This is a genomic window from Haematospirillum sp. H4485 (assembly GCF_012102745.1).
In the GTDB taxonomy this organism is placed as follows: domain Bacteria; phylum Pseudomonadota; class Alphaproteobacteria; order Rhodospirillales; family Rhodospirillaceae; genus Haematospirillum.
Genome location: NZ_JAAVSY010000018.1, coordinates 1 through 19,077, shown reverse-complemented (window position 1 = coordinate 19,077; position 19,077 = coordinate 1). Strand labels below are relative to the sequence as shown.

The 19,077-nt window shown below is 52.9% G+C and carries 16 protein-coding genes and 1 pseudogene; 9 read left to right on the top strand and 8 right to left on the bottom strand.

From position 1 onward, the window contains the following. Position 1 precedes the first annotated feature (1 nt). Genes HEQ61_RS10550 through HEQ61_RS10525 form a run of 6 tightly spaced genes read left to right on the top strand, consistent with a single transcriptional unit; the run spans position 2 to position 6,654 of the window. The gene (locus tag HEQ61_RS10550; RefSeq protein WP_245183265.1) at positions 2-1,999 is read left to right on the top strand and encodes a vWA domain-containing protein; all 1,998 of its coding nucleotides are present in this window, start codon (positions 2-4) and stop codon (positions 1,997-1,999) included. Next, positions 1,996-2,700 carry an ABC transporter ATP-binding protein gene (locus HEQ61_RS10545; RefSeq protein WP_168020067.1) on the top strand — a complete coding sequence of 235 codons (705 nt, stop codon included), beginning with the start codon at positions 1,996-1,998 and terminating at the stop codon, positions 2,698-2,700. Before HEQ61_RS10550 ends, HEQ61_RS10545 begins: the two co-directional genes overlap by 4 nt. After that, positions 2,697-3,893 carry an ABC transporter permease gene (locus HEQ61_RS11560; RefSeq protein WP_168020069.1) on the top strand — a complete coding sequence of 399 codons (1,197 nt, stop codon included), beginning with the start codon at positions 2,697-2,699 and terminating at the stop codon, positions 3,891-3,893. The genes HEQ61_RS10545 and HEQ61_RS11560 overlap by 4 nt, the downstream gene beginning before the upstream one ends. Continuing rightward, the gene (locus HEQ61_RS10535) at positions 3,886-5,418 is read left to right on the top strand and encodes a formylglycine-generating enzyme family protein (protein WP_168020071.1); all 1,533 of its coding nucleotides are present in this window, start codon (positions 3,886-3,888) and stop codon (positions 5,416-5,418) included. Before HEQ61_RS11560 ends, HEQ61_RS10535 begins: the two co-directional genes overlap by 8 nt. Before the next feature lie 20 nt (positions 5,419-5,438). Further along, positions 5,439-6,146 carry a hypothetical protein gene (locus tag HEQ61_RS10530; protein WP_168020073.1) on the top strand — a complete coding sequence of 236 codons (708 nt, stop codon included), beginning with the start codon at positions 5,439-5,441 and terminating at the stop codon, positions 6,144-6,146. 13 nt (positions 6,147-6,159) lie between these two features. Continuing rightward, a complete protein-coding gene (locus tag HEQ61_RS10525) occupies positions 6,160-6,654 on the top strand; it encodes a hypothetical protein (RefSeq protein ID WP_168020075.1) in 495 nt (164 codons plus the stop codon). Between the two features lie 7 nt (positions 6,655-6,661). On the opposite strand, the gene HEQ61_RS10520 is transcribed toward HEQ61_RS10525, so the two are convergent. Further along, positions 6,662-7,474, bottom strand: coding sequence for a S1 family peptidase (locus HEQ61_RS10520; RefSeq protein WP_168020077.1), 813 nt, complete (start codon positions 7,472-7,474; stop codon positions 6,662-6,664). A gap of 380 nt (positions 7,475-7,854) precedes the next feature. On the opposite strand from HEQ61_RS10520, the gene HEQ61_RS10515 reads away from it, so the two are divergent. Both HEQ61_RS10515 and HEQ61_RS10510 read left to right on the top strand, forming a co-directional pair. Then, positions 7,855-9,126, top strand: a complete 1,272-nt coding sequence (locus tag HEQ61_RS10515) for a calcium-binding protein (protein WP_168020079.1) — start codon at positions 7,855-7,857, stop codon at positions 9,124-9,126. 90 nt (positions 9,127-9,216) lie between these two features. Continuing rightward, positions 9,217-9,972: a 5'-methylthioadenosine/adenosylhomocysteine nucleosidase gene (locus tag HEQ61_RS10510; protein WP_168020081.1), complete on the top strand. Its 756-nt coding sequence runs from the start codon at positions 9,217-9,219 to the stop codon at positions 9,970-9,972. Positions 9,973-9,974: 2 nt separating this feature from the next. Here HEQ61_RS10510 and HEQ61_RS10505 read toward each other — a convergent pair whose 3' ends face one another. The 5 genes from HEQ61_RS10505 to HEQ61_RS10485 all read right to left on the bottom strand — a co-directional run bounded on the left by HEQ61_RS10505 (position 9,975) and on the right by HEQ61_RS10485 (position 14,845). Next, on the bottom strand, positions 9,975-11,087 hold the full coding sequence (locus HEQ61_RS10505; RefSeq protein WP_168020083.1) for an HDOD domain-containing protein: 1,113 nt from the start codon (positions 11,085-11,087) through the stop codon (positions 9,975-9,977). Further along, a complete protein-coding gene (locus HEQ61_RS10500; protein ID WP_168020085.1) occupies positions 11,087-12,793 on the bottom strand; it encodes an ATP-binding protein in 1,707 nt (568 codons plus the stop codon). The genes HEQ61_RS10505 and HEQ61_RS10500 overlap by 1 nt, the downstream gene beginning before the upstream one ends. Positions 12,794-12,810: 17 nt before the next feature. After that, a complete protein-coding gene (locus tag HEQ61_RS10495) occupies positions 12,811-13,428 on the bottom strand; it encodes a response regulator (protein WP_168020087.1) in 618 nt (205 codons plus the stop codon). A gap of 205 nt (positions 13,429-13,633) precedes the next feature. Continuing rightward, complete coding sequence (locus HEQ61_RS10490) at positions 13,634-14,542, bottom strand: hypothetical protein (RefSeq protein WP_168020089.1); 909 nt, start codon at positions 14,540-14,542, stop codon at positions 13,634-13,636. Positions 14,543-14,692: 150 nt separating this feature from the next. Then, positions 14,693-14,845: a hypothetical protein gene (locus tag HEQ61_RS10485; protein ID WP_168020090.1), complete on the bottom strand. Its 153-nt coding sequence runs from the start codon at positions 14,843-14,845 to the stop codon at positions 14,693-14,695. 493 nt (positions 14,846-15,338) lie between these two features. Between HEQ61_RS10485 and HEQ61_RS10480 the strand changes: the two genes are divergently transcribed. Next, complete coding sequence (locus HEQ61_RS10480) at positions 15,339-17,354, top strand: methyl-accepting chemotaxis protein (protein ID WP_168020091.1); 2,016 nt, start codon at positions 15,339-15,341, stop codon at positions 17,352-17,354. Positions 17,355-17,400: 46 nt separating this feature from the next. Here HEQ61_RS10480 and HEQ61_RS10475 read toward each other — a convergent pair whose 3' ends face one another. Then, entirely contained in the window at positions 17,401-18,702 is a 1,302-nt protein-coding gene (locus HEQ61_RS10475) for a calcium-binding protein (RefSeq protein ID WP_245183264.1), read from the bottom strand. A 9-nt stretch (positions 18,703-18,711) separates the two neighbouring features. Beyond that, a pseudogene (locus HEQ61_RS11640) lies at positions 18,712-18,861 on the bottom strand (hypothetical protein); the annotation flags it as partial. Between the last annotated feature and the right edge of the window lie 216 nt (positions 18,862-19,077).

The following is a 19,077-nucleotide window of genomic DNA, read 5'->3' as shown; positions in this document are numbered from 1 at the left end:
GATGGTGCGGGCCAAAGTTGCCGTTTATCGCGCGTCAGTTCGCATGCTGGTGTTCTTTGCTGTGCTCCTGTGCATTGGACAGGCTTCTGCCGCACACGCGCGTTCCCCCCTGATCATGCCCGGCAAGACAACCCTTTATGAAAGGGTACTAGCCCGTCCGGGGGCTGTCCTCAAGCGCAGCCCGGGTGATGGACCGGGTATGCAACAGCCAGCCCTGACCCGTTTCTATGTTTATGACCGCAAGACAATAGGCGATGTCCCCTGGCTTGAAGTTGGCCTGACAGCAAACGGCCAGGTCGATGGCTGGGTTGAGGCTGGATTTACATTACCTTGGAAACAGCAGCTGACATTGGCCTTCACCAATCCGTCCGGGCGCGAGCGGGCGTTGTTGTTCCGGGATCGTGACAGCCTTGCTGCCATTGTCGAAGCCGATCAACCGGCCTCGCGTATCGACCCCTTGCGCAAAGCTGTGCTGGCAGGTGGGCATGATCCCCATGTCGTGTCTGTAGAGCCTGAAAACTATGTTGACCTTGCCAGTCATTTTTACCTGCTCCCTATCCTCCAAGCCGAGGAAACATTCAGCGGCCATGGGCACCGTGTCCGGATGCTGGAAATTGCTTCCGTCAGTCGTGATGAGGGCAAGACAGTTGCTGCGCCAACCCCTTCTTCCAGTGGGGTAAGCGCGTTGCGGAACTTTACTGCGGCTGTTGTTTTTGTGATTGACTCCACAGTGTCAATGGGCCCTTACATTGACCGTACCCGTGAAGCGGTGCGGCGGATTTACGGGCATATCGAGAAGGCAGGGCTTCTGGATCAGGTACGGTTCGGTATGATTGCCTTTCGTTCCAATGTCGATCGCACTCCAGAACTAGAGTATGTGTCCAGGGTGTTTGCCGATCCATCCGAGGTGCGCAGCGGTAAAGAATTCCTGGATCGTGTTGCTGACTTGAAGGCGGCAACTGTGTCTTCTGCGCGTTTCTCCGAAGATGCCTATGCCGGTATCATGACGGCAGTGGAGCGTATCCAATGGTCTTCTTTCGGTGGGCGGTATGTAATCCTTATTACCGATGCCGGCGCCTTGCAGGGGCAGGATCCCTTGTCGTCAACCCGACTGGATGCTGCTCAGGTTCGTCTTGAGGCTCAGCACCGCGGGCTTGCCGTTTATGCCCTTCACCTGAAAACCCCGGCCGGGAAAGCCAATCACGCTGAAGCGGAGGCCCAGTACAAGGATTTGACCCGTCATCCCCTTTTGCAGCGCCCACTGTATTATCCTGTTGAATCAGGGGCCGTGGATGTTTTTGGGTCAATGGTTGATGCCTTGGGTGATGCGATTGTCGAGCAGGTTGGTGCTGCCCGGCGCGGTGAATCGGTTCCGGGTGCTGCCCGGACAGCAGATCCCGGCTATGTGCAATCGGGGGGCAGCCTCTCGCGTGTTCGTCAGGATGCTGCCATGCTGGGGCATGCCATGCAGCTGGCTTGGCTTGGTCGTACGGAAGGAACACAGGCTCCGCCTCTCTTTTCGGCATGGATTGCTGATCGTGACCTTGAACACCCTGAGATACCAACAACCGAAGTTCGTGTTCTACTGACCCGGAACCAGCTTTCGGATCTGCAGCAGGTGTTGCAGACAATCAGCACGGCAGGGCAGGCAGCGCAACTGTCACCGGGCGATTTCTTCGCCCAACTGCGGTCTGTTGCGGCGACGCTGGGTCGTGATCCCAACATTGTCAAACGTGACCAGGCCCGTCGGTTGGCGGATCTGGGTTTGCTTGGTGAGTATCTGGATGACCTGCCTTATCGGTCCAAGGTTCTGGACCTTGACCAACAGACATGGTCAAGCTGGAGCATAAGCCAGCAGCAAGCTTTCCTTGATGAAATAGAACGGAAACTCCGCCTGTACCAGGTGTATAATGATGATGTAAGCCGCTGGGTCTCCTTGGATGGCGGCCTTGATCCCGGGGAGGCGGTGTACCCGGTTCCTCTGGATGCCATGCCGTGAGCACGTGCGTTCTGGATATCCAGTCCTTGGAAGGATCCCGCGGGGGATTTCGTTTCCTCCTTCCGGCCATGTCCTTGTCTTCCGGGCAGGCAATGATTGTGACCGGGCCAAGCGGTTGTGGCAAAAGTACCTTGCTGGATATCCTTGGCTTGATACTGCAACCAGGATCGGCAGGCACCTTTCAGGTTCGGGGTATTGATATTCCAGCTTTGTGGGCATCGCGGCGGAAGGATGCCTTGGCCCGGGTCAGGGCCGAACGTCTTGGTTATATCCTTCAGACCGGGGGATTGTTACCTTTCGTGGATGTGTTGGCCAACATACGACTTTCAGCGCGAGCCGTCTTTGACCCCGCATGGGAAGATTATCTTGTTGATGTGCTTGGTTTACGCCCCCTTATATCTCTGATGCCCTCGGCTTTATCTATTGGTGAACGCCAACGGGTGGCTGTGGCCCGTGCCCTTTTGTATAAGCCGGATCTTGTGCTTGCTGACGAGCCAACGGCGGCGCTTGATCCGGCCCGTTCTGCTGATGTCATGGCCCTGTTGCTGGAATTGGTGAAGGCATCCGGGTCTGCCTTGGTTCTGGTTAGTCATGACCAGTCCCTTGTTGGCAGTATGGAGCTGCCAATACTGGTTGCGTTGCCTGCACAGGATGTATCCGGTCCCCGGACCCTTTTTGCATGGAAAGGAGCCTCCCCGTGATAGCCTGGCGTATTATCCGGTTATCGTGGGCCGATTGTTGCCATGACTGGCGTGTGGCGATGTGCCAGATCTTGGCTCTTGCTGCGGTTATGGCGCCGCTTCTGGTTCTTCTGGGCCTGAAAACCGGTATTGTCGAGACCCTGCGATCTCGTCTTCTCCAAGATCCTCGGAATCTGGAGATTCTGCTTGTCGGGAACTATCGGCTGGGTCCGGACTGGTTCGGCCACTTGAGAGAGTTGCCAGAGGTTGGATTTGTGATACCGCGGACCCGTTCCCTATCGGCAACGCTGGATGTGCGTACGGCTTCTGGTCGCTCGGTCGAAGGTATGGAGCTTGTGCCTTCCGGTCCTAGTGATCCCCTGTTCCCACCGGACGGGTTTTTCCCATCCGGCTTTGACCGTATCGTGTTGAGCCGGGCGGCAGCAGATCGCCTAGGCGTCAAGGAAGAGGATGCCTTGACAGGTTTTCTGACCCGTACAGTATCCGGAGAGCGGCAGGTCATAAAGTTGCCCTTGGTTGTTGCCGCCATTCTGTCTGAAGACCGTTTTCCAAGGCCTGCAGCTTTTGTTGCCTTATCTTTGCTTGTTGCCGCCGAGGACTGGCGTGACGGACGTGCAGATGCACTGTCAGACCCCGCAAATATGGATACACGCTCTTTCGCCAGTGCACGGCTTTTTGCGCGTGATCTTGATGGTGTTGTTGCCTTGGCAGCCCGTCTTCGTGCGGAGGGGATGGAGGTCAGAACACGTGCCGATGATATCGAGGTGGTGCAGGCTATAGACCGGGTTCTGAACTATATTTTTTCTGTTCTTGCACTGTTGGCAACGGGCGGGTTTGTCTTGTCCATGGCAGCAGGATTATGGGCTGATGTCGAGCGACGAAAGCGTGATCTGGCTCTGTTGCGCCTTGTCGGCTTTGATAGTCGTTCTGCAGCCCTGTTCCCGGTAACACGGGCGCTTCTGGTGGCGGTATGCGGTATTGTTGTGTCACTTGCGTTGTATGCCATTGTGGCCGCCTTGTTCAACAGAACCTTGACGACCAACCTGTCCGGGGAGGGGTTCGTGTGTGATCTTGACCCTTGGTCTGTTGTGATCGCGGTGCTTCTGACCCTGGTTCTGTCTGCCTTGTCGGCGGTGGTTGCGATGCTTCGGGTTCTGGCACTTGAGCCAGCGGAGAGTCTGCGGGATGTCTAGGTTCTTTTTTATTTTCCTGCTCTTCTTGTGTTCCTCATCAGCAACGTGGGCACGATGGGATCAGAAGTACTATAATCCGAAGCCTATGCAGGATGACGTCATCATTCCATTGCCATGTGACGGAGCCATGGTCTTCCGGAAGGTGGCGATACCGGTTGATGGCCCCCTGGGAGACAGGCGGCTTGTTCTTGGCAGCACAGCCGGTGGGCCCGGCTATCTTGAGGGCACGCGAACCGAATGGTTGGCGGGAGGGTTCCGCGACAGCCCGGTTCAGACCTATTTCCTGATGGCGCGATATGAAACCAATGTTCTTCAATATCAGTCTGTCATGGGTTCCAGCTGCCCTGTTCCCAGACCTCAGGGCCGGTTGCCACAAGGGTCTGTCGGCTGGTTCGATGCGCTGTCTTTTACCGAGAAGTTGACCACTTGGTTGCGCAAGACACAGCCTGACTTTCTTCCGCGTCAGGGAGATGAGGCCGGTTTTATCCGTCTGCCTACCGAGACCGAATGGGAATATGCGGCCAGGGGTGGTGCATCCGTATCCCCTGCGGATTTTAACGAGCCTGTTTTTCCCATCAAGGAATCGCTGTCTCGCCATGCCTGGTATGCCGGCACGCAATCTGCCAACGGTAAGCCACAGTTTGTCGGCCTTCTCGAGCCAGGTCCGTTGGGGTTGCATGACATGCTGGGTAATCTGGACGAGATTGTGCTTGATACGTTTCATTTGGTCCGACCTGGACGGTATCACGGTCAGCCGGGTGGTTTTGTTGTGCGCGGGGGGCACTATATGACCGCAGAAGCAGACATACGCACGTCCCTGCGTTCCGAAATTCCTTTCTTTGATGCGTTGGGGCCACGCCGGGCAGCAACAACAGGTTTCCGTGTTGTGATATCTGTTCCGGCCCTGACGTCCCGTGCTGCTGTAAAATCTGTCCAGGAGGCGTGGAACCATTTGGGATCAGAGACAGGTGGGGGTGAGTACGGGACGGCGCCACGAGGTAAAACACCGTCTGCGGATTTGTCTCTTCTGGCTGACACGGTTGCCGACCCGGCTCTGGAGCGTCGTTTGCGCGAGATAGGGAACAAACTGAAGGCTGACCTGGCCGCCCGTGATGAGGCTCGCGACCGGGCTGTACGCACTACGCTCAGAATGGGGGCCTTTTTGGGGCAGAAACTATCCGATGATGGACAGTGGGTTGCCCAGCTTGAATCAATCTGGAAGAGCCAGCACAACAGCGATCCCGAAGGAGAGCGGGCATCAAGCTACCGTCAACAGCTTGATGAAAATACTGCGGCCTTGCAGGATAATCTGAGGTATTACGCTGATACGGTTGTTCGTACAGCAGAAGAGTATGACGAGGCCACTTTGTCACGGCAAAAGAGTATTCTGGTTGTCGAGATGAAGAATTTGGGCTTGTCTCACCTAGTGCCGTATATCGATCGCCATCTATCACACGTTCTGGTATATCGTGCAAACCAGAAGATTCGCCGAAAAGCTTGGCTTGAGGACTTTGTTAAACTGTAGCCGTCGGCAAGAGGTTATGTATGAGGGTAGCGGGGAAAGTAACGGCCTTTATTCTTGGGGTCAGCCTGTTGTTGTCCGGGTGTGCGACAACACGGGATGAGTCATCCATGACGCCGGCTGAGAAGCGTATGCGCGACCAGGCTGCAACGTTCAATCAAACGATTGCCGAAGGTGCTGCCTTGGGCTGCGTGGCGGGCATGTTGATTGGTGTGCTGGCTTCCGGGCGCGGGGGTGGTGAGCGTGGTCGTGGCATTGCCTTGGGCTGTGCAGCCGGCGCGGCTGTTGGTGGTGCTGCAGGGTACTACGTTGCAGACAAGCAGGAGGAGTATGCTTCGACGGAAGAGCGGCTGGATGTCATGACCGCCGATGTGCGTGCTGACAATCAGCGGCTTGCTGATTTGATTGATGCAAGCCGCCAGGTTATTGCAACGGATACAAAAACGATCGAGCGTCTGGAGAAACAGATTGCAGCCGGGCAGATCAGCCGCGAGCAGGCCCGTACCCAGCTTGCAGGTGTTGATGACAATACCAAGTATCTGGAACAGACGGTCGCAAACCTGAAGAAAAGACACGAGGAATATGCCATTGCCCGTGGAAAGACACAGGGTTCAGAACAGAAACTGGCGACAATGGATGCCGAAATATCACGTCTGGAGCAGCAGATCTTCGTGCTTGAGAAAGATCTGGACGGTCTTGTGCAGCGTCGCAAGGTATCCCGTATTGGCTAGGGCAGGAGAGAAGATGGTGTTTTTCCGGTTGGTGTGTCGTGGATTGGTTGTGTCCTTTGGTGTTCTGCTGGCGGGGTGCGCATCCAACACGGATCCTGCCCAAGGCGGCTTTTTGTCCGGCATTTGTCATCTGGCATCCGGGGGCTATGAGGAACGGGTCAAGGAGAGGCAGGAAGCCCTGGAGAATGAGCAAGACCTCAACACCCAGAAGAAACGCGAATATGACCGGACACAGCAGGAACAAGCGTCTGTTGCGGAAGATCGTGCCGCTGCAGAGAAGCGCTATGCCCAGCTTGAGAAAGAGCTGCGTGCGTTAAAGAGCAGGCTGGAGAAAGCCAAGGGTCATAACAATGACCTGAAGGCAGAGATAGCATCTCTGGAAGCAAAGATTGCCCAGTTGCGGAGCGATCCGGTAACACCTGTCCCGGAAAAGAAACGGCGTCTTGATGCTTTGCAGCGTCAGAAAGAAGACCTGAGCCGACAGGTAGACCGGGCTCTGGGGCAGTAAGGTTTGATCAGCTGCTGGGGCAAGGTGTTGTCTGGATTGTTGGTTGGATACCCTGTCCTTTCAGAAACTGAATCAGGGGTTCGGCCGGTATGGCGTACCCGGTATTGCTGGCCTGTTTGACATCAACACGAATGAACGTGTTGATGCCGATGGCTCGTCCACACGCATCAACCAGCGGGCCGCCGCTGCTTCCCCCTGAGATGGAAGCGGAATGGGCAATGCTGGGGGCTGCTGTCTTACGGTTCTGGATGGCCATGATGGAGCCCCGAGACAGGATCACGTCGGGCAGTGTGGACAGATCGCCTTTCATAAAACGACGAAACCCAACGTCGTTGCCAAGGACAAGCGCAGGAAAGCCTGCTGCAATGACGTGGTCCAGTTCTGCAGCACTCTCGGCAAGTGGTAGAAAACCAGGAGAAGGGGGCCCGTTTACTTTCAGCAAGGCGAAGTCGGAGGCGGTTTCCGCCTCTCCGGAAAGGGTGGCAACAATCTCAGCCCGCTGTATTCCCACCGATCCCGGACCGGCTACAAAAACCCCCTCGGGGCCGGAAGAGGAGACGACGTGATAGTTGGTCACAATGTGGTGCTTGTCTATGAAGAAGCCAGAGCCACTGTCCGTCGGGGTTACCACCATGACAACAGCCTGTTTCAAGCGTTGCGCCAAGTTACCTTCAGGCATGGACACGGGATTGTTCCGTTGTGATACAGGGCTCTTGGCAAGGAGACTGTACGCTTCTTCCTCATGTGCGCAGATGTCCGTTTGCAGGAGAATACGAACTTCGTGCAGATAGCGTTCCAAGGCAGCGCGATCCTGTGCCATTACGTGTTCTGCTGACCTGCTCCACAGGTATAACGTGCCAAGGATAAGCTGAAGAAAACGAACAGCGTGGTGTGCAACCATGTATGGGTCCGGTCAAATAGTGGGAAAGTGTTTCCAGCTTCAATTATACTGCTTGCCTTACATCTGGCCAGATAATCATTGGTAATCGCTGTGTGTATATTTTTCAGAGAAGAGAGTTGCAACATACCTCTTCTCATATCAGGGCAACCAAACTCCAGATCGCTTCTGTCTATAAACAGACACTGAGGCAAACCGTCTGCCAAACACCTTGCGTTTTTATGGTAGTAAATATCTCCATATTCATCCATAAGGTGTTATGTCTTCTTGGCGATTGAAGCATAACGGCGGGAGAGCAATGGATGAGTAAGTCGATTCTTGATGGCAGTCACATGGCCCCTCTGGGGGATGCCCTGCTGGATATCGTATACCTTGCGCGTCGTCGCCCTGCGGCTTGGGACATTGGCGTGCGTGGCACAGATGGTGACGACCGGATCGATGGCCATATCTCTAATGACTGGATCTTTGGGGACGCCGGAAATGATCTGATTTTTGCGGCAGAAGGTGATGATGTTATCCGGGGTGGTCTTGGCGCAGACAGTCTCTATGGGGATGAGGGGCGCGACGAATTTGTCTATGCTTCTGTGGCAGAGGTTAAGGGCGATATCCTCAAAGATTTTGTATCCGGTGAAGATACGATAAATCTCTCTGGTGTTGGTCATTTTGCCTTTATTGCAGACAAGCCGATGCCCCATGCTTTGTGGACACGCAAGGAATCGCAGGGGGCGTTGCGTCTGTTGGGGGATACTGATGGTAATCCGGGAACAGCAGAAATAGATTTGCTGCTGGATGGTCCTGATGTTTTCATAGAGGACATTTCATTTTTGACCGCTGCTGATGTGGGGGTTGGGGCTTCAGTCAAGGCTTCCCTCGTTGATCTTGGCTCTGGTTCATATGATTCCTCTGAGCCTTCGTGGGCCGGGTCTACGTTTTTCCTGCTATCGTCTTTATTCTTTGGTCCGTGGTTCAGCTTCCTCTTGCCTAGGCCTGCTCCGCCCCGACCTGTTTTTTATTTTCTTGACGCCGGTGCTGATACCTCTGTTGGGGTGGTGCTCGATTTGACGCAGCATGCTGAGGTTCTTCATGCTTCCGGAACGCAGGGTGCTGATACGATTATTGGAAATGGACGCAACAATAATCTGTCCGGTCAGGCCGGTGATGATATCCTGTTTGGCTATGCGGGTTATGATGCGCTGAACGGCGATGAGGGGGATGATATTCTGGTTGGAGGTCCCGGTGATGACATGCTCACAGGAGGAAAGGGGAACGATACTCTGACCGGGGGAGAAGGGGCCGACTTTTTCAGCTACACACCGGACTGTTTGGGGGACGATGTTATTCTTGATTTTAACTTTGCCCAAGGCGACCGCATTGACCTTGGCATGGAAATCGGAAACTGCAGCGACTGTTTGGCTTGGAGTTCCAATGGTCCGGAAGATTGGTCTGTGTGGCTAATAAAATCTGATAATGGTATCATCTTGTATGCTGATACAGATGGTGATTCTGACGCGGCAGAATTCAGTATTACTTTGCCTGGTGTTTTTGAACTTAGTCCCAGCGCAATTAACCTATAGATTTTATCCATAACGTTATTATTTTATTGATATGCAATATCATTATGCGTACTAAATCCTATTCTTTCCAGATTGGGATTTGGAGCGTACATGACCTCAATCGGCATTATGAGTGCGATGCACGAAGAGTTGGCAGCTGTTCTGGATGTTTTTCCCGATAAGCAGTGCGTGCGGGTGGCTGGGCGAGACTTCTGGCTTGGAAACTGGCACGGTCATTCTCTGGTCGTAGTGCTTTCCCGCATTGGCAAGGTGGCTGCTGCAACCACGGCAACCGTTTTGGTCGAGCATTTTGGCGTGAAGCAGATTGTCTTTACGGGTGTTGCAGGTGGCATAGGAACAGGGCTGAGGGTTGGTGATGTCGTGTTGGCACATAGTTTTGTGCAGCATGACATGGATGCCTCGCCTCTGTTCCCACGGCATGAAGTGCCTCTGTATGGTCTTAGTCATTTTGAGACTGACAAGGCGTTGTCTGCGCGTCTGGGGAGTGCGGCCCAAACCATCCTTGCCGACGTCGGTGGGCATGTTGGTGCTGACGCTGTCGATACGTTTGCCTTGCAGGCGCCTCGTTTGCATGAAGGCTTGATCGCCAGTGGTGACCAGTTTGTTTCTGATGCATCCAAGAGTCACGGCCTGAGACAAGATCTTCCTGAGGTTCTTGCCGTTGAAATGGAAGGCGCCGCTGTGGCACAGGTCTGTGCGGATTATGAGATTCCGTTCGCAGCGCTTCGGACCATATCAGACTATGCCGATGATAACGCTTCCGCTGACTTCAGTCGTTTTATTCGTGAAGTAGCCAGCCTCTATAGTCAGGCGATGTTGTCTGAATGGTTGAGGGCCGGTGCGTGATGTCACGCTGGTGTGGCCAATGACTGTGTGGTGTATTCAAGCGGATCTTCAGCAAGCAGATTTTGCAGGATAGGGGCAATTGGGCCGGGATCGTGCCCGGCCGGTGCACAAGGTGAGAGTGCAGTTAAAGCCCACACAATGTCATCCTGGAAGCCCCATAATCCCAAGAGATAGGCCCCGAGTTCAGCGTGGTTGATGCCCATGATTTCCTGCTCCGCTTCCAGAAGGCGGAGCCGGGTGACTGCCGTATCGCAGGCCAACTTTGTGTAGGACTGGGGCATGTCATTCAACAGAACAAGAATGCCGATTTCACATAACATGCCGGCAATACGTGCCATCTGTACGGTTGTACTGGGTAATCCCGCATCGGCCGCACGTCCTGCGCACTCTGTTGATAGCCGCATGGCTCGTGCTTGCAGGGCGCCCATAAGGATTGCAGCAGGCCCGGTCAATTTGAAGCTGCTGAATATGCCGACATTGAAGACAAGCATGCGTATGATCTCGGTACCGAGAAGCCGGATTGCCTGTTCGATGCTCGTTGCTGTGTTTGTCAGGGCAAAGTATTGGCTGTTTGTCAGCTTCAGAACCTCGGCGACCATGGCAATGTCATCTTTCATGACGGTTGCAAGTGCATCGGTTGATGTAAGCGGTGACTCCAGAAGCGCGAGAAGCCGCGTGTATCGTTCTGATGGAGAGGGAAGGGAATGCAGTTTGCCGGCGATGCTGTGCAGGGCTGTTCTTGAAAATGACTGTCGTAGTGCCAAAGCCCGGACAATAACGTCCATCAGCTGTTCAAAAGAACATGGCTTTGCCAGATATTGATGGGCTGACCCCGCAACAGAAACAACGCTTTCTATGTGTGAGTAGCCCGAGAGTACAATGCGAACAGCTTGTGGGGACAGGATACGAACCTGCTCCAGGAATTCTGCGCCATTCATGCGCGGCATTTGCATATCACTGACAACAATATCGTAGGCCCCCTGACGCAGCAGGTTCACACCTTCGGCCCCCGAGAGTGCAAAGTCACAGTGCCATGTGCTGCCCCGGCTTATGGTCAGGCGCTTGAGCCCTTGCAGGAGTCTTGGGTCATCATCAACAAACAGGATGCGACTCATCACCAGTGTCCTTCTTCCGAGAAGGTCTCAACAGACTCCTCATAATTTTGCGACAAGGGAGGGTCAAAGGGAATCCGCACAACGAAGATTGTGCCACCTCCCTCACGGTTTTGAATATCAATCCGGCCCTTGTGCTTGCGCACAACAATGTCGTGAGCAATCGCCAGCCCTTGGCCTGTTCCTCGGCCTACATCCTTTGTTGTGAAGAAAGGCTCAAAAATTTTGTCGCGTATACCATCGGGAATACCGCATCCGGTATCTGCAATTCTAACCTCGACAAAATCACCGTCCTGACGGGTTGAAACCGTGATCTTTCCCATTTGGGTATCATTATGATCCGTAATGGCATGTGCGGCGTTGACGATTAGGTTCAGGAAAACCTGATTGAGATCGCCGGGCAAACCGGTTACAGGGGGCAGGTTGTTTTCAAAGTCTGTTTCCACTTCGGCAACGAGTTTCCATTCGTTGCGCGATATGGTGATGGTGCTTTGCAGATTATGATTCAGGTCGAAGGGGACGGGATCTTTCAAGCTTGGATGTGAGAACTCCTTCATGGCCAGCACGATCCGGCTGACCGCTTCTATGCCCTCCAAGGCTTGCTCAAGAGCCAAGGGGGCTTCCGGCCCAATAAAACCAAGATCCAGCTTCCTGCATCTTTCTGTTGCCGCTTGTACGGACGTATCATTGTTTGCGCTGTCTGCCATGTCCATTGCAATGGCAATCAGTTCCGGCAGTACGCCGGCTACAAAACGCACATTGTCGCCTATGTATTGAATTGGTGTGTTGATTTCATGGGCTATGCCGCCGGCAAGTGTTCCGATTGCTTCGAGCTTCTGGGCCTGCCGTCGCTCTTCTTCCAGACGTTTTTCGGCATCTTGGGCACGTTGTTGTTCCGTGACGTCGCCCACAGTGACCAGCAGGTTGTTGTCCGGTGTGATCTGCAAACGGACAAGGTAGTACTGTCCGTTCAAGCAGCGGAACGTCACCGGTCTCATGATGCGTGTAGACCAGTTGTCCAGCAAATCCCGCACATCGGCAGGGTTTTCCGCACATGATGAGAGCGCATCATGCAAGGTGAACTTACTATTGAAGCGCCCCCCTGCCTTTTCAATCATCTGCCGCAGTCGTCTGTTACGCAACGTGATGGTGCCGTCAGTCTGGCACAGCGCAAAGCCCTCGGCGATTCCCTCTATAGCGATGTGAAGGCGTGCTTCAGCAGACTGAACGGCTTCCCGGGCTGCAACGTCAGTGGTGATGTTTTTCCCTATGCCACGGTAACCTTTCCAGTGACCGTGACGATCCAGAATGGGCGCTCCGCTGATGCTGATGTGCATCATCTGTTGTTCTGATGTGGGGATAGTAAAGATCAGGTTTGAGAATGGTGCACGCGTGCGGAATGCTTTCTCCAAGCCGGGAGGAGAACTTTTACTTGGTCGCCCGAGAATTTCCCTTCGCGTTCTCCCGACAACATCAGATACGGGGATTCCGGTTATATCTGTGAAGGATGGTGTGATGGTTGTGATGCGCCCCCGGCGATCTGTCTCCCAAACCCAGTCTGCAGCAATATTGATGACGCTGGCCATGCGTTTCTGTTCGGCCGTATCCTTCCGGTGCGCGGTATAGAGCTGTGCATTTCGGCGCAGAAGAGCAAGAACTATGACTATTGAAATACCAATAGTAATATAAAAGTATGTCAGCTCCACCATAGAATTCGGTCCATTTCTCAGTGGGTGCTGTAAATGGTCAGGTTTTCTCCTATACGGCCTTCTTCCAGTAGCTTTCTGAGTTTGCTCAGGAGATCTTGGTCCAGGACAGTGCCGCTGGAAACAAGAACCCGTCCATCCCGGTCCAAGACGCTGGCTGCTACCTCATCCCCGTTGCGCAAGCGATAAACTTGGGTTTGTCGTGCATGACGCGATTCTGTTGCTGGGGTATCGAAATGTCGAGCATTGTTGCTGCGCAGGTTAGCTTGCTCATAAGAAACAATGCCTTCGCGAATAATGTCACGTAGTTTTGCAGGTGTGCAGGGTTTGAGGAGGTAGCGGAAAACCAAGCCATCTGACAGAAGCTCGGTTGCGGCATCGGCGTTCGGTTTTCCTGTCAGGACAATACGGCAGGTACGCGGAGAATGTTTCCGGACTTGTTCAAGAAGCTGCAAGCCATTGATGGCCGGCATGTCCATATCTGTTACCATAACCGCAAAGCGCTCTCCATCCAGAAAAAGGCGCATGGCTTCCACGGCGTTCCCTGCTGTCTCTAGCTCGAACTCTCCGTGGAATGTACGGCGAAGGGCAGACAGAACGTTTTGTTCGTCGTCAACAAACAGAACTCGCGAAACCATGTGGTTTTTCCGATGGTCAATGTTCAGGGTGTATACGTGGGGGCAATTCCGACAGTATGCACTGAAGTACGGTGGTCTCTCCCGAAGACCCTATATATGGTGCGTGATACTATTTGACAAGTGAAATGTGTGGATAGATTTGCTCGATTCTATTTGAAATGGATTAATATGTAAGTAGGATTATCTTTCGTTGTTGTATATTGTTTCATGTATTGTCCTTTTTTATAGGAACCCACTCATTAAAATATTCTTTTCTATTTGTTTTGTGATCTATGGGTATGAGTTTTATGCTTTCATTTCGGCTCTTATGTTTCATGGTGCGCCACTTTGGGTTATATTGGCTTAGCTTGCTATTTTTATCGATCGTGTTGATCTCATTATCGTGCCTGTCTGTTTCATAGTCTATGGGGGACCACTCAGGGTCATTGCTGTCGGATGAAGTCATCGAAATGAAGAGGTCTGTGCTGTCTTGCCCTGCTTTTGCGGTAGCCTCGGCATTGTTAACAGCCGCAGATTCTGCCAGCGGTGTTGCTTCTGTTTCCATGGCAAGGATCGCCTGCTCTGCGAAATTTCCTTGTGGATCAATAAGCTCGTTTCCCTTGCTGGATGCGAGGCAAACGAGCGGAGAAGACATGCCATCTCCCACAATACGGAATCGGGCCCCAACCAGCTTCTGTCCAACGGCAATCGCGGCTTCAGTTGCGCGCCTGCGTCCTTCAAGTTCTGAAAGGCGTGGGAATGCCAAGAGAAAAACGCCCTCTTCGCCAAAAACACGTACCGGATTCCCGTGCCCTGCAACTTTTCGCAGAGTTGACTCTGCAAGCATAATAGCTTTTGCGCCAACTCGGTCCCATGTATCTCCAATGGCTTGGCGGAACTGGGTTAGGCTGACGAGATGGACCTCCAGTTCCGGTTTGCGTTGCAGTATTTCTTCGAGCGTAAGATCTACCCAGTGATCCTCTTCGCCCTTCATGGGTTCCATGGGGAGCGGTGCAGAGTTTGTCGATGTGGGCGAAGGGGTCGCTACCTGTGAGAAAAAACCACGCAGGCTGCCCCAAAGGCCTCTTTTATTGCTTTGTGCGCTGTTCTGTGGCGTGTCGTCGCTGTCTGGCATCCTGTAGCCACCGCTTCCTAAATACTTAAGATGGTAATTGTATCGTTTTATTCCGCTTTGCCTTCAAGGCATACTGCGTCATTCATAGTCATAATCAATGTTATGCGACTTTATGGCGCGACGCTACCAAAACCATCTATGTGTGGGACCTTACGTGTCATATTCGGGCCGTTTTGTTATACGGCTCCGCTCTCTTGTTGTTTCCTCTGTAAGGTAGAGCGCGTGCTCTATGGCTTTTATATCTTCGCACTCTAGGGCACCTGTTTGCAGAATGCGACGCAGGAATGCTTCAAGGAGAGCCATCTTGGATCCTGGGCTCGCGTGTCGTTTGTCCAAGTCTATAGGGATTTCCGTAATTTTTCTAATACGTTGCGTTGCGCTGATGTGTATGGTTGCCATGGATCCTGTCGCTCTTTCTAAGGGCTGCCATGGCTCTTATGGGCATGGATCATGCCATCCAGGCTGGGTGTCCACTTTTCTTATTGGACACGCCTTTTGCGTATCTTTTGTATATCTTTGGTTGTATTTCTCTATGAACTTAGTTGCGTATAATGTTCATTTATATATTATTATGACCAATATATCTTATGAAATCATAAGCATCGATAAATTGAGGTAATTCAAATACTCAATTTATGATTTATATTTTTTCTTTTATTTCCAGCCTCTAATTGCAATGGTTTTATTTTGTTATTATTGAAGCCCCTGGTAGCAGAATATATTCTGTGTTTCAGTCACGTTCTGCAGATTCCAGATCTGCCAGAGTGACTGTTGCTCTTGGGGGAGAGACTCTGTCATGTTCAAGGCGATGTCGCAGTTCCGGGTTTCAACGCGCATTTTTACGGGTTTCTCTGTTTTGCTGCTTGTAACAGCTGGTTTTGCTTCAGCTTTGTGGTGGAGTGGTCGGGAATCGGCGCGTTCCCTGAGTGCCATTACGTTTGGGGCCGAGCTGACCGTCAGAAGTACAGCGGCAGATGCCGATTTACAGACTATGAGGCGCTTGGTAACAGCGTTTTTCTATACCAATGACTTGTCGCACGTTGATCCTGTGCGGCGCCAGGCGGCTGTTGTCCGTCAACACTTTGACAACCTGATTCTGGATACCCAGGACCCCTATGTGCAAGACCAGCTTCGGCAGGCTGTAAAGCAGATTGCTTCTTATCTGGAAAGTTTCGAGAAGCGGGCAGCGCTGACCGAGGAACGCAACAAGATGGTTCAGGAGACCATTGATCGCTTCGGGCCGGATACCCTGTCCTTGCTTAACAAAGTACGTGCAGATGCGGAGGCTGCCGGGCAGGCTTCTGTGGCTCTTCGCGCAGCGGAGATTTCCGAGAAATTTACGGCGGCGCGTTTTGCTGCCCGCGGTTTCTTGGTTGATGACCGACAAGATCCTGCTTCGACTGTCATTCCGGCCTTGGATGAGGCTCTTGCTGGTGCAGCGTCTTTGCGTCAGCAATTGGCACGCGTTGGGAAAGCCGACGTGGGTGCCCGCCTTGTTGGTTTGATTACGGGATACAGGGCTTCCTTCAGTCGTGTTGCAGAGATCTCCCTGTATAACAGGGATGTTATTCAGCCCGAGATGGCAGAGCGCGGTGCCGCCTTGGTGCGTATGGCAGAAGATATTCGTATTGCCGGGGTCCGTGGCTTCCACGAGCAATCCACGGCAGCGCTTGATGTTCTTGCCAGTACCCGGACAACAGTTAGCATTATCGCTGTTTTTGTCTTGTTGGCCGGTATTTTGTTTGCGTCTGTGGTAGCGCTTGGCATCAGTCACCCCCTCAAGTCCATTACCGCCGCCATTCGCAGACTTGCCGAGCGTGATGTGACGGTTGCCATTCCAGCCTTGGACTACAAGGACGAGATTGGGGAAATTGCATCGGCCCTTGAAGTGTTCCGGCACAATATGATCCAGAATGAGGCATTGCAGGCTGAGCGCCAAGCCGATGCTGAAGCCAGGGCTGCCAGAGGTGTCCGTTTGGGTGAGCTGATGCAGGTTTTTGATCGTGATGTCGGAACTCTTCTGCAAACGGTGGCCAGTGCGACAGATGAACTGAATGCAACGGCCCAGTCCATGTCTGCCATTGCCGAGGAAACCAGCTCTCAAGCCTTGTCGGTTGCTCAATCTTCTGAACAGGTATCAACCAATGTTCAGATGGTTGCCAGTGCTTCTGAACAGCTTGGGGCCTCAATTCAGGAAATCAGCCGTCAGGTTCATGAGTCTTCCGAGCTTTCGCGTTCGGCCATGATGCGGGCCCATGACGCAACTTATGCTGTGCTGGGCCTTAAATCTACAGCAGTAGAAATTGGGGCTGTTGTTAACTTGATTACCGATATAGCCGGACAAACCAACATGCTGGCCCTGAATGCCACAATAGAAGCGGCGCGTGCCGGCGAGTATGGAAAGGGCTTTGCCGTTGTAGCCAGTGAAGTAAAAGATCTGGCCTCGCAAACGGCAAGAGCCACAGAAGAAATACGGCAACGTATTGACGCCATTCAGACAGCTGTCGAAAATGCCGCAGATGCCATCGAGATGATCGTATCATCTGTCGATGAGGCAACCAATGCCGCGGCCGCCATTGCCAGTGCAGTAGAAGAACAAAGTGCCGCTACCCGGGATATCTCGGCCAATGTCAGCCAGGCTGCGACGGTGACAACAGCTGTGACATCGACAATTTCCGGTGTCAGCGATGCGGCCCAAGAGACCGGAGCTGCTTCCGGGAAGGTTCTGAACGCATCGCAGACCCTGACAGAAGACGCTCGGCAGCTACGTTCGCTGGTCGAGCGTTTTCTTGCTAATGTCAGAGCTGCCTGAGGTTGCTGTTATCCGGAGTCAGCATCTTGATTTGGATCCGGTATGCTTACATTAGATCTTCTATGATTAGTGTTGTGGGGTCGAACGTTTGTATCCCGGGTAGTGAGACCCTGAATTCGTGCGTATCCGCGTTTCCGTCTGTGTCTCCCTGTAACTGGATGCCGCCTCCCCCGTCTGGGGTCGTATGGTGTATCCACAGGGAATGAGGGGATGCTGTTGTTCCTGCGAACGTGAAGGCTTGTACTCCGTCCTTGGTGGCGTTGGCATCAATACTGGTTGCGATATGTATGCGATCTCCTTCGCTGGCATTGAAGTCAGTAACAAGGTCATCGACTGAATCCGTTGCCATGCCGCTGAATCGGAAGCGGTCTGCCCCGGGACCGCCCGTCATACTGTCTCGTCCGGGTCCACCATCCAGATCATCATTCCCTTCGCGCCCTTCGAGGGTGTCATTTCCATCATTACCGCGCAGGCAGTTGTCGCGTGTATTGCCAATGAGATGGTCGTCGCCAGAGCCACTGTCTATGTCTTCGATATCCCGCAGCATCCCCTCAAATGCACCATTCAGGTAAACGGATGCAAGGAAGTACGGCTCTTCCAGTGTCACCGCTATATTGCGGGTTTCGTATGTGTATATGGCTTTGTCGTGTTCTCCGGCTCCCCCGTACAGGGTATCGTCTCCCCCCCTGCCGTTGAGGATATTGTTACCCCCGTCTCCTCCCATCAGCCAATCGATATAATACCCACCAACCAGTTTCTGTCCTCCGCCGTGGCCCTTGATCTCATTAAGCGCGTACATTGATCCCAGAACACAGGTTACGTCCTTGTATGAGGGATCGCTCAGGTCAAGTTTCTGCAATCCTGATTGATGTGTCAGGTCCAGAAGGCCGTACAGGAATGTTGCGGACATATCAAGGTCGCCAGCATATATGGCACTCTTGTTTTCAAGAGTCAGGCGTATTTCCGTATTCGTGGGATTCCCGTCTGTGTCACCTATGATAACCAGGCTTGTGCCTTCCTTCTGATACCACACAGCATAAGGCAGAGGAGTATGGTAGCTGAAGATATAAGCCCCTGTACGGGCAAGAGAAATAGTATCCCGCTCTTTATCCGGTACGGTGTCTTGTAGGCCCAAGAAATCTGTAATGATGTCGCCGATAGTATTTTGTGCAGATCCATAGAAGAAATAATCTGCTCCTGGTCCCCCGGTTAAGATGTCGGCACCTGGTCCGCCAGAGATTCCGTCGTTCCCATCCTCACCATTCAGTACGTCATCGCCGTCATCACCTGTGATATGGTCATGCCCCTCCCCCCCGAATATCATATCATCACCGGCTTTGCCGAACATGTGATCGTATCCTTTGTCTCCATACAAGACATCATCACCGGCACCTCCAGTTATATGGTCGTCATTATATGAGCCAAGGTGTATTATCGAGTGTGGGGTTTCGCTATCTTCAGTTACAGAGTTGTTTCTGTATCTTGGATCTTGGACCTGCAATAGCATAATGTGCCCCCTGATTGATTAGCACTGTCTATAATAAATTTCTATGATTATGCTCTTTAATGGTTTATCCGCAAAGAATTTATAGTTGTTAGGCTCCAGACTCAATCATGGTATTGCTCGTGGTCTGCGGATCAGATTCATACCCTTCAATCGGGAGATTGGAGGCATGAATGGCCCACCTGTTTTGGCTTTCGGACGCCCGATGGGCGGCGATAG